Source organism: Anabaena lutea FACHB-196, assembly GCF_014698305.1.
In the GTDB taxonomy this organism is placed as follows: Bacteria; Cyanobacteriota; Cyanobacteriia; order Cyanobacteriales; family Nostocaceae; genus Anabaena; species Anabaena lutea.
Genome location: NZ_JACJST010000002.1, coordinates 209135 through 220866 on the forward strand (window position 1 = coordinate 209135; position 11732 = coordinate 220866).

General features: G+C 41.1%; 8 protein-coding genes. 4 read left to right on the top strand and 4 right to left on the bottom strand.

The window, feature by feature from the left end:
- Positions 1-12: 12 nt before the first annotated feature.
- Entirely contained in the window at positions 13-1683 is a 1671-nt protein-coding gene (locus H6G59_RS03165) for a transglutaminase-like domain-containing protein (RefSeq protein WP_190711920.1), read from the bottom strand.
- Between the two features lie 189 nt (positions 1684-1872).
- On the opposite strand from H6G59_RS03165, the gene H6G59_RS03170 reads away from it, so the two are divergent.
- From H6G59_RS03170 to H6G59_RS03180, 3 genes are all read left to right on the top strand, one after another.
- Positions 1873-4731, top strand: a complete 2859-nt coding sequence (locus tag H6G59_RS03170; RefSeq protein WP_190711715.1) for a cation-translocating P-type ATPase — start codon at positions 1873-1875, stop codon at positions 4729-4731.
- 328 nt (positions 4732-5059) lie between these two features.
- The gene (recF, locus tag H6G59_RS03175) at positions 5060-6190 is read left to right on the top strand and encodes a DNA replication/repair protein RecF (RefSeq protein ID WP_190711716.1); all 1131 of its coding nucleotides are present in this window, start codon (positions 5060-5062) and stop codon (positions 6188-6190) included.
- A 420-nt stretch (positions 6191-6610) separates the two neighbouring features.
- Entirely contained in the window at positions 6611-7024 is a 414-nt protein-coding gene (locus H6G59_RS03180; protein WP_190711717.1) for a hypothetical protein, read from the top strand.
- 49 nt (positions 7025-7073) lie between these two features.
- Here the strand turns inward: H6G59_RS03180 and H6G59_RS03185 are convergent, their stop codons facing one another.
- The gene (locus H6G59_RS03185) at positions 7074-7526 is read right to left on the bottom strand and encodes an MgtC/SapB family protein (protein WP_190711718.1); all 453 of its coding nucleotides are present in this window, start codon (positions 7524-7526) and stop codon (positions 7074-7076) included.
- A 293-nt stretch (positions 7527-7819) separates the two neighbouring features.
- Here H6G59_RS03185 and H6G59_RS03190 point away from each other — a divergent pair, with 293 nt between their 5' ends.
- Complete coding sequence (locus H6G59_RS03190) at positions 7820-10165, top strand: putative PEP-binding protein (RefSeq protein WP_190711719.1); 2346 nt, start codon at positions 7820-7822, stop codon at positions 10163-10165.
- A 133-nt stretch (positions 10166-10298) separates the two neighbouring features.
- On the opposite strand, the gene H6G59_RS03195 is transcribed toward H6G59_RS03190, so the two are convergent.
- Together H6G59_RS03195 and H6G59_RS03200 are read right to left on the bottom strand one after the other, a co-directional pair.
- Positions 10299-10541, bottom strand: coding sequence for a hypothetical protein (locus tag H6G59_RS03195; RefSeq protein ID WP_190711720.1), 243 nt, complete (start codon positions 10539-10541; stop codon positions 10299-10301).
- Complete coding sequence (locus H6G59_RS03200; RefSeq protein WP_190711721.1) at positions 10507-11676, bottom strand: baeRF7 domain-containing protein; 1170 nt, start codon at positions 11674-11676, stop codon at positions 10507-10509. The genes H6G59_RS03195 and H6G59_RS03200 overlap by 35 nt, the downstream gene beginning before the upstream one ends.
- Positions 11677-11732: the final 56 nt, after the last annotated feature.

The following is an 11732-nucleotide window of genomic DNA, read 5'->3' on the forward strand; positions in this document are numbered from 1 at the left end:
TCAATTCCTAGGTTAAAAAGGCGATAATTCTTTAAGAATTGTAAACCGAATATGATTTATAGCCAATTCGCCAATAGAAATATCTTCCTTAGTTAATCGACTACCATTACTGATCAGGGTTTCAAAGGTTATCCCTTTGCCAATTTCAATATGATACCAGCATAAGCCCATAAAGAAGCGTGTGGGATAAGGACCTGCATCACCCACGTCATCAGGATTAGACTCCATTGGCACCCAGCCAAAATTAGGGATATAGAACTCTAGCCAAACATGATTAAAGTCAGGTTGTAGAGGAACTCCTTGCTGTTCTCCATAGGGAGGGCATTTATATCTACCTACAGTCCGACAAAGAATTCCATTTAAACGGCACAAAGCCAGTAACACACCTACGTACTCGCCACAAGAACCAATACCACGTTCTAAAACTACATCTGGTGTGTCAATGTATGGCTTAATCCCATATGATAACTGGTCATAGACGTAGTTACGGATGCTGTACATTTTCCGTAACATATTAGTTTCTGAACCAACTGCTTCACGAGCAGCACGACGGACAATAGCCGTATCCATTGCTAAATCATCATCATCGACCAAGTAGCGTGCTTGGAATTCTGGTGTAGGTTCTGGAAGTCCTTCAACATCTTTAGGTGTGATGCGATACTTAATTCCTCGGACTTCTAAAAGTGCTTTCCAGCCAAATATATGCCGTTCACCGGGAGTGAGGGAATCAAACTTAAATACGGCTACCCGTTGCCCCTCAATGATTTCTTCTGTAAAGGGTAAACCAATCGGTTCAACTTGTTTGAGCTTTTGGCGTTCAGTTTCTGAAGGTAGGGCAATACGCCATTCTACATTGGGTAAATAAACCTCGTCTAGGGGAGAAATTTCCTCAACATAGGACATTTCTATAAGATAACCATTAGAGAGGGCGTAACGTTTATCTGGCTGATAATGATAATAGAGGGGATGAATAAAAGTCATATCCCGGTAGGTTAACTCATGACTGGGGTCAGCATTGGGGTTATCTCGAATATAAGGCTCCTCAGTAGCATAAGCGATGTAGAGATTTTCCTGCGTTGTATCTTGATTTCTATGTACTGCAATACCTGTAGGAGATGCAAAAGGTGTAAGCACACTGAATCGAATTTCCCCAGTTGCCCTATCCATAGAATAAACGCTTTGCTCTGTGCGATCGCAAACCCACAGAGTTTCCTGAGTTACGGCCAAATTTTCTATACCCACACCAGGTGCATGAAACCTAGTAATTTCTTTGCGTGTTTCGCGGTCAAAAACTAGAATATAGCCAAGTCTTTGACAACTAACATAAACAGTTGATTCCCAAACAGCAACGCCATCAGCAATATAAGGTAAAGTAACAAAATGCTCTAAACCTAAAGAGGAAAGTTTACACAGATAAACGCTATGATCACGGCTGACCCACAGAGTATCTTCCCAGACAGCTAAACCTGTAACTTCTGTAAACTCCTTAACTTGGTGGGGATTGAGGATTGTACTGTTATCAGAGATCGGGTCAATCTCCAATAAATGTCCTTTGATCGTGTCGATAGCAATAAGTCTATCTTTGATGAAAGCAATGCCATATAAAGTAGCAGCAGTAAGCGGTCGGATTGTTTTTTGGCCAAACATCTGGCTAACAGTCAAACTAGGGAGTGCAAAACTCATATTATTAGTCATTAGTCATTAGTCATTAGTCGTTAATCATTAGTAAAAGGCAACAGATTATTCTCTGCGTAAGAGCTTAAGAGCGTCCTCCTCTGCGTCCCCGCATCCCCAATGTAACTTTAGTTGATGGAATTCCTGCCATCACTAAATTATGATCGAATTTTGTAACCATTTCCTGTGACTTAAACGATGTCTGCTCATTCTTTGCCTGAAGGTGCCGCTGCTTGGCATAGTTTAGAAGTTGATAAAGCGTTAGACCTGCTCGATAGTAACGTAGACAGTGGGTTAACACCTCAAGAGATTCAACAAAGGTTGCAAAAATACGGACCTAACGAACTAGAAGAACATGGCGGTCGAAGCGCTTGGGAAATTCTTCTAGATCAGTTCAAGAACATCATGTTGTTGATGCTGATAGGTGTAGCCCTGATTTCTGGTTTTTTAGATTTTTGGGCGTTACGACAAGGCACATTAAAACCTGGTGAAGTGCCATTCAAAGACACAATTGCGATTATGGCGATTGTTATCCTCAATGGTATTTTGGGCTATGTGCAGGAAAGCCGTGCTGAACAAGCTTTAGCGGCTTTGAAAAAAATGACCTCTCCTTTAGTGAGAGTCATCCGCGATCGCAAACTAGTAGAAATTGCAGCCAAGGAATTAGTACCTGGGGATGTGATGCTGCTGGAAGCTGGTATGCAAATAGCGGCTGATGGACGCTTAATAGAACAGTCTAATTTACAAGTGCGGGAGTCGGCACTAACGGGTGAAGCCGAAGCTGTGAATAAGCAGGCAACTCTCACATTACCAGAAGAAACATCTTTAGGCGATCGCCTGAATGTAGTCTATCAAGGAACGGAAGTTGTCCAAGGACGCGCCAAGGTTCTCGTCACTAAGACCGGGATGCAAACTGAACTAGGCAAAATTGCCGCTATGTTGCAGTCGGTGGAAAGTGAACCTACTCCATTACAGCAGCGAATGACCCAACTGGGTAATGTTCTGGTAACTGGTTCTTTGATTCTGGTTTTGATTGTAGTTGTCGGTGGTGTTATTCAAGCCAGAGGCTTTAGTAACTTACAAGAACTTTTAGAAGTTTCTTTGAGTATGGCAGTGGCTGTAGTCCCAGAAGGTTTACCAGCGGTAATTACCGTCACCTTAGCACTGGGAACCCAGCGCATGGTACGCCACAATGCTTTAATTCGTAAATTACCAGCGGTGGAAACACTTGGGTCTGTCACCACCATTTGTTCTGATAAAACTGGTACTCTGACTCAAAACAAAATGGTAGTGCAGTCAGTGTACATGAATCAGCAAAATTTCCGTGTTACGGGAGAAGGTTATGCTCCCAATGGAGATTTTCAGTTAAATGGACAAAAAGTGACTGTAGATGAGTGTCCAGAAATACCCGCTTTGCTAGTTGCTTGTGCCGTTTGTAATGATTCTGTACTGCAAAAAGAAGCCGGGGAATGGGCAATTTTAGGCGACCCCACAGAAGGTGCATTAGTCACCCTCGCAGGGAAAGCGGGAATTGAAAAAGACCAATGGAATAGTAAATTACCCCGTGTGTCTGAGTTTCCCTTTTCTTCGGAACGCAAACGCATGAGTGTAATTTGTCAAGTCCAAGAAGTCGCTACGGCTGATGCGTCTTTGAGTGCTGTTGATCCGGTTATCGCTGGCTTTTTAGAATCTGAACAATACTTAATGTTTACCAAGGGTTCGCCAGAATTAACCTTAGCTCGTTGTACTCAGATTTATTTAGGTAATCACGCTTCTTCTATTAATGAGGCACAACGCACTCAAATTCTGGCAGCCAATGACCAAATGGCAAGTCAAGGTTTGCGGGTGTTAGGTTTTGCCTATAAACCATTGCTGGAAATACTTCCAGAAGGTTCAGAAGAAACATCAGAGCAAGATTTGGTCTGGTTGGGATTGGTGGGAATGCTCGATGCACCACGCCCGGAGGTGAGAGCCGCAGTAGCAGAATGTCGCCAAGCTGGTATTCGCCCAGTGATGATTACTGGCGACCATCAATTAACAGCCAAAGCGATCGCTATAGATTTGGGAATTGCTCGTGAAGATGATAGAGTCCTCACTGGTCAAGAATTGCAACGCATGACTGACCCAGAACTTGAGGAACAAGTTGATTTAGTGAGTATTTACGCCAGAGTCTCTCCAGAACACAAACTGCGAATTGTGCAAGCATTGCAACGTCGCGGTCGATTTGTGGCTATGACGGGCGATGGAGTCAACGATGCCCCCGCCCTCAAACAAGCCGATATAGGCATCGCAATGGGCATCACAGGTACAGATGTGAGCAAAGAAGCCAGCGACATGGTGCTACTAGATGATAACTTTGCCACTATAGTTGCTGCTACTAAAGAGGGTAGAGTAGTCTATACCAACATTCGCCGTTTTATCAAATACATTTTGGGTAGTAACATTGGCGAAGTTCTCACTATTGCTGCTGCGCCTTTAATTGGTTTAGGCGGTGTGCCGCTGACTCCTCTGCAAATTCTTTGGATGAATTTGGTGACAGACGGTTTACCAGCCCTAGCTTTGGCGGTAGAACCCCCAGAACCAGATGTAATGCAGCGTCCACCTTTTAGCCCCCGCGAAAGTATTTTTGCTAGGGGTTTGGGTTCTTACATGATTCGCATTGGTATCATCTTTGCTATTATTACCATTGCCTTGATGTGGTGGGCTTATAATCATACCCATGCCCAAGGGTATCAGGGTAATCCTGAAGCTTGGAAAACCATGGTATTTACGACTCTGTGTATCGCACAAATGGGTCATGCGATCGCTATTCGTTCCAACAATCAACTCATCATCGAAATGAATCCTTGGTCTAATCCTTTTGTTTTGGGTGCTGTAGTCGTGACAACAATTTTGCAGTTAATGCTAGTATATGTGCCACCTCTACGAGATTTCTTTGGCACTCATGAACTAAGTCTTTCAGAATTAGGTACTTGTATTGGGTTCAGTGCTTTGATGGTTGTCTGGATTGAAGGTGAAAAGATTTTCTTCCGCTTGAGAGGTAAAAAAACTGTCTAAAAATTAAGAATTACAACTTCATCAAGCTAGAATTTTTAATTGTTGATGATGGTAATGCTGGTGATGTGATGCTAGGAAATTGTGTAAGAATTCAGGATTCAGGATTCAGGATTCAGGAGTTGGAAAGAAAGAAGGATGAAGAATATTTTCTCTTCTGTTCCCTGTTAAGAGTTCCCTGATATCAAACATTCTGTATCCCGAATCCTTACGAAATTGTTTACCAAAAAATATCCTGTCACTATCATCAGTAAATTAAAATCTTGGATAGGAAAATTAAAAATTAAAAATCCCCGCAAGTTTTTTAATTTTTAATTTTTAATTTTTGAATATGTACCTGAAAACCCTACACGTCCGACAGTTTCGCAATTACCAAGACCAGAAGATTGAGTTTACCGCTGCCAAAACAATTTTGGTAGGTAATAATGCTCAGGGAAAATCGAACTTGTTGGAAGCTGTGGAGTTATTAGCAACATTGCGATCGCACCGCATGGCACGCGATCGTGATTTAATTAAAGATGGGGAAGCGATCGCCCAAATTAATGCCACCCTAGAAAGAGCAGCTGGTATCAGTGACTTAACCCTGACACTACGTCGCAATGCTCGTCGTACTGTGGCTATTAATGGCGAAACGGTTCGTCGTCAAATGGATTTTCTTGGCGTTATCAATGCAGTTGAGTTTTCCAGCTTGGATTTAGAACTAGTGCGCGGAAGTCCTGAAGGTCGTCGTAACTGGTTAGATACTCTCTTAATTCAACTCGAACCGGTTTATGCTCACATTTTGCAGCAATATCACCAAGTCCTACGTCAACGCAATGCTTGTTTGAAAAGGAGTCAGGAGTTAGGAGTCAAAAGCCAAAATTCAGAACTTGCTATTTGGGATGCACAGTTAGTCACTGCTGGAACCAGGGTAATTATCAGGCGTGACAGAGCTATCCAAAAACTAACACCTATTGCCGCTGCTTGGCACGCTAGAATAAGTGGTAGTACAGAAGTTCTCAAAATCAATTATGCACCGAATGTCCCCCTGGAAAAAAATCATCCCGAAGCAGTACAACAAGCCTTTCTAGCCAAAATTCAACAGCGAACTCTGGCAGAATTACATAGGGGTATTACTCTTGTCGGTCCTCACCGTGATGAAGTGGAATTAATTATTAACCAAACACCTGCTCGTCAATATGGTTCCCAAGGACAGCAACGAACATTAGTTCTGGCTTTAAAATTAGCAGAATTACAATTAATCGAAGAAGTCGTTAACGAGCCACCCTTACTTTTGCTAGATGATGTCTTAGCAGAATTAGATCCATCCCGTCAAAATCAATTGCTTGAGGCTATTCAAGACCGTTTCCAGACTTTGATTACTACTACTCATTTAGGTTCTTTTGAACAAGATTGGTTAAAGTCTTCGCAAATTCTCTATGTGAAAGCAGGAGAACTATCAACATCTGCTATTTTTGAATAAATTCTCTAGTAAATAGTACCGCTTTGCGGAATGAAAAATTAGAAATTAAAAATAGAATAAATTTGATTATACAAGCTTTTGATGAGAAAGTTTTAAGGCTTGGTTGATTTACGCTACATTCGTTGATAACATTTTAGTTTAAAAGTAAGTATTCAGGATAGAGAATACATAAGTCAAGAGAATAAAGGCTTTCTGAGTCAACTTTGATGATTTTGACAAAATATAACTTCTCTCTATTCCTGATTTCATCAGCATTCTGAACCGATAGCGCAGCGTGGCGTAAGCCATAGGTCTGCGAAGCGTCTCCTGAACTCTTACGTTTAAAATTTATACAAATAGGCAGCAAAAGATTGATTTTGGAGGAGTAAATAAGTAGAGACATATCCTTTGGCTCAGGTATTTTGTGAAATAGGATTAAATATGAATCGCAGAAATTATGTATTAGATAAGAATGAAATTGAATTACTAGGTGCATCATTGAGGACAATTGAGCCAAAGCTACTCAAACCCTCTCCAAAAGCAGATACAGTTAGAATTTGGTTACAAGGTGGAGAACCTTATTTTGATATCTTTTTTGAATTAAGTAATGATAAAATTGTATGGTTTCAATTTACTTTACGTGGTAAATCCCTTTCTTGGCATACTAAAAATACTCAACTCCAAACAGGTGTTACCAATGAGTTAAAAATTGACAATGTTAGTTTTTATGCAGCTAGTAAAACCGTAGAAAATGATGATATTTGTGATGAAAAATTTATCGATTTGGTAAAATCTATTCTCCAAACAAGAGCGGAAGAAGAAATTTTTGCTAAAGCATTAACATTGTTTAATTAGTTAGTATTCATTTGCATGATTACCAATAAAAATTGACCAATAACTAATGCTATTTTTCTACTTTTTTAAAAATATGGAGAACAACAACAGTGAACACAGCACCAATTAATCCTAGCTGCCATAAACCACAACCACAGGCAATTCCTAAAGCAGCTGAAACCCAAATTGCTGCGGCCGAAGTAAGTCCGTGAATTGCAAATGAGTTTGATTGTTGAGAAGATTCGCGTAAGATTTCTCCTGCACCTAGAAATCCTACACCAGAGGCAATACCTTGAATCACCCGGCTGAGAGCATCAGCACTAATTTGTTCTCCACCGACTTGGATAGCAATGATAGTAAACACAGATGAACCCAAACTGACCAACATATGGGTTCTTAAACCAGCGGGTTTGTTCCTGAGTTGGCGTTCTAAGCCAATCATTCCGCCAATGATCAATGCAAGACATAGCCGAAAACAGATGTTCAGCCAATCATTACTGGCAATGTAGTAAGAGTTTGTCATCCTCTACCAGGATTTTAGATTTTGGATTTTGGATTGATTCCACGGATAAATCCGCTTGCTCTGTACCATCAAGGAATTATTGGTCAATTAATTTATGATTGCTATAAATAATCTTATATTCTATGTTAGTTGGTAATATACTTTCAAAAAGTCACTAATCAATAAGATTGACCTAAGAAGATGTCTGATCCGTATTTTGTTCAACCATGAGTCATGTGCAACCACATCCCTCTTTCCGCTGTAAGTACCTCTTGATCAAGAACTTGTATGACAACTGACACCTAACTAATTGAGTGGATAAACTCTACTGGCTTGACCAAATTAAACTACAAGACCGCGCCAAAGTTGGCGATAAAGCGTTTTATTTGAGTAAATTTATGCAGAAGGGCTACCCGGTAGTGCCTGGTTTTGTAGTTTCGGCGGATGTTTGGCGGCAATTTCTAGAAACCCTCAATAGCTCAGAGTCATTAGTTGCTGATTTACCTTATTCTTCTCTACATTTGGATGTAGCTAATTGGCAACAACTACAGCAGGTGGCTGGCCGCTTGCGTCAGGAAATTATTTCTGCTACTGTGCCGCAGCATTGGGTGAGTACGATTTTTCAAGCGGCTCAAACATGGGAAAAGAAATGTTTAATTTTGCGTCCCACCCTAGCAGTATCAGCAGCGACACAGGTGATAGGGAATATCTCTGGCTTGCTAGAGTCGGTGTTTTGTCCTTGTGATCAAGAAGCGATCGCTCAAGCATTAAAGCAGGCTTGGAGCCAGTTGTTTCGTGCTAGAAGTCTACTCTACTGGCAGAATGTAGGCATTAACTTACAACAAATTAATTTAGCGGTATTGGTGCAACCAGTAGAAAATGCGATCGCTTCTGGTTTATTCAATGCCAACACATTAGGCGCGGATATTGAAGCTACTTGGGGATTAGGTGTGGCGATTACCAACGGCGAAGTATTGCCAGATGTTTACTATATCCAAGATAAAACAGAAGTTATCAGAGAACGACATTTGGGAAATAAAATTCTCGCCTATCGTGTTCATGATCCTGCATCTGTAGCTGTTGAGGAATCCGAGTCTAAAAGGGTGTTAATGGTAGATAACAATTGTCTGCTGGCTTACTTGCTGAGTGAGAACCAACAAAAAAAGTATGCTTTACCAGAAGAATTACTGCCACAAGTCATTGTTTTAGGAAATCAACTAGTTCGTGAACTAGGTACAAAGTTAACTATGAAGTGGACAATCACCCAAGAAACTTCATCAACAAAACTCTATATCACTCAAGTGAGCGCCCCCTCATCGGCAATTCCCGGTTCATACTTCATTAAGGGAATAGGTGCGGCTAGAGGACGTGTGATGGCTACTGCCTATGTAATCGTCAGTTCACAAACAAAACCAGCACAAATCCCCCAGGGAGTGATTTTAATCGCATCAGCAATTACTCCTGATTGGTTGCCTTTACTGCATGATGTGGTGGGAATTATTACAGAACAAGGTGGATTAACCAGCCACGCGGCGATTTTGTCTAGAGAATTGGGTATTCCTGCCATAGTCAGTGCTATAAATGCCACAAACCTGATTCAAACTGGCGAAAGACTACTGCTTGATGGTGACAGGGGAGAAGTTTATCGGAGTCGAGGAGATGGAGGTGTTGGGGAAATCGGCAGGTGGGGCGATAGGAAAGTTGAGGAAGAGAGGAAAGTCATATCTTCTCCACCACCTTCACATTCTCAATCAATGATTGCTACCCAACTACTGGTTAACCTTAGTCAGCCGAGTCTGATTTCCAAAGTGCAAGTTTTACCTGTAGATGGAGTGGGATTATTACGTTCAGAACTGATGGTGCTAAACATTTTAGATGGACAAAATCCTCATGCTTGGCTATTGGATGGACGACACACAGAATTATTAGAACTATGGTCTGAGCAGATTATGCAATTTGCTGACGCTTTTGCACCCAGACCAATTTTTTATCGGTCTTTAGATTGGCGACCACAGGATTTGCCATCATTGAGTGATAATAAACCATCTTCCTCCGAATCGATATTAGGTGAACATGGTACTTTGAGTTATTTACGAAATCCTGCTGTTTTTGAATTGGAATTAGCGGCTTTGGCTGCTGTACAGAAACGTGGTTACAGCAATATTCGTCTCATTTTACCTTTTGTGCGGACTGTAGAAGAATTTGTATTTTGCCGCCGTAAAGTTGAGCAAGCAGGCTTAACTCAGAGTTCCCATTTTCAATTATGGATGATGGCAGAAGTACCAAGTGTGCTGTTTTTACTGCCAGAATATATTAAAGCTGGTGTGGCTGGTATTTCTATTGGCACAAATGACCTCACGCAATTAATTTTAGGTGTGGATAGAGAGCAAGGACAACTAGGAAGTGTATTTGATGAGCGTCATCCGGCAGTTATGGGTGCGATCGCTCAATTGATTAAAACAGCCAAAGCTGGGGGGATTCCTTGTTCAATCTGCGGTCAAGCACCAGCCTTATATCCAGAAATTATTGATAAGTTGGTGGAATGGGGTATTACTTCGATTTCTGTGGAACCGGAAGCCGTGGAGAGGACATATAGTGCGATCGCACGTGCTGAACAACGGTTAATTTTAGCAGCAGCACGGAAGCAATTGGGGAATTAAGCACTTCACGCCGCAAAATTTGGTTGCACCGCCATTTGTATCGCTGATCTTGTAGGTTGGGTTGAGGAACGAAACCCAACTGTAAACAACTATAATCAACTGTAAAAATATTTCTACATTATCAATATCCGCCTCAATTATTGATAATTTGATAGCGGTAGGCTGTGTCGGTAAGGGTGGTGGTGTATTCGCTGTTGTCGTTGGGGGTGGGGTCGAATCCACCTTCGGCATAACCCACAGCCGCAGCGATAACTGCACCGAGTAAAGCCAAATAAATCAGAAAAGAAGTTATTGTAGGGTGCGTTACGCTGTCGCTAACGCACCATTTTAAAATCAATAAATCAATATCTGAAAATTGCCGCCACCGTTGCCCCATTTGGCATTTCGTCAGATTCAAGAGTGTAAACTCTGCCACCATTTAACAGCGTGTGAACAGCAGCAAAATCTAACATATCTTCATCATCTGGTTCTGCTTCCGTATGTAAATCCACAGTTGTTGTTTCTGAATCAAATTTTCCCCATTTCTGCTCACCTACCGATACGAACAAAGAATCAATTCTTTGATAGTAAGCCGCTGGAATAATTTCTTTGATATCACTAGATGCCTTTCCATTACCTTCACCAGCAAATTGTTGATAAAGTTCTATTGCTGCCTTTTTATTTTCCTGAAATGAAGGTGCAACAATTCTCCAAGCTTCATCATGTAATTGTCCTAAATTGATACTTTCTGGATTACCAGTAATACTTTCTGCTAACAAATGGGGATAAGTATTTGCTTCTTGGTAAATTGGGAACAGATACTCCACTCCTGCTACTACTAAAGGCACATTTTCTTCCTTTAATTTCTCATGTAACGCACCATCAATAGCGTAACAATATTGTAAAATATCTACTTGATGCTGATCTTGATCAGGACTTCCTTGCCCATGAACTGAACCTGGGTGTTGAAAAGGATTAGCAGTTCCCCCTTTAGATGTAGCAATGCGATGCTGTACCCCTTTTTGGATATCATCTTCTAAAAGAGTCGCTTCTAAATTCGGTGGCATATTTTCTACTTCCACTTCATTCAGGCTATAACCTGTGCCTTCAAAAAATTTCACATCTTTTTGACTCAAAGCCAAAAGATAAAATCTACCATCGTTGTTGATTAAATGCAGCAACGGTTTGAGGTGAAATTGCTCGCCAACAACAACTAATTCTGGAAATTCAATTGGTAAACAATAGTAACGAAATAAATTTTGGGAAAGAAAAATTACCAATCCCTGATCTTGGTGTTCCCAGAAATCGCTTTTATCCAGTTCTATAGCTGGTTGGAGAAGATTTAACGCTTCAGTTTCGCTTATTCCTATTGCATCTAAGCGTTCCTCGGCTTCCCGAACTAAATTTTTGAAGCGAATAGGATTTTGTCGAATCTCTGGCCCCGCTTTATACATAGGCATATACAGAGATACACATGGGGGTTCGGGATTTGCAACTAAAGTTTTGAGTTCATCAATAGACAATAGTGTCATATTATGATTTACTCCACCTCAATAAGTTTGAATAATCTAGATTTATTCAACCTCTG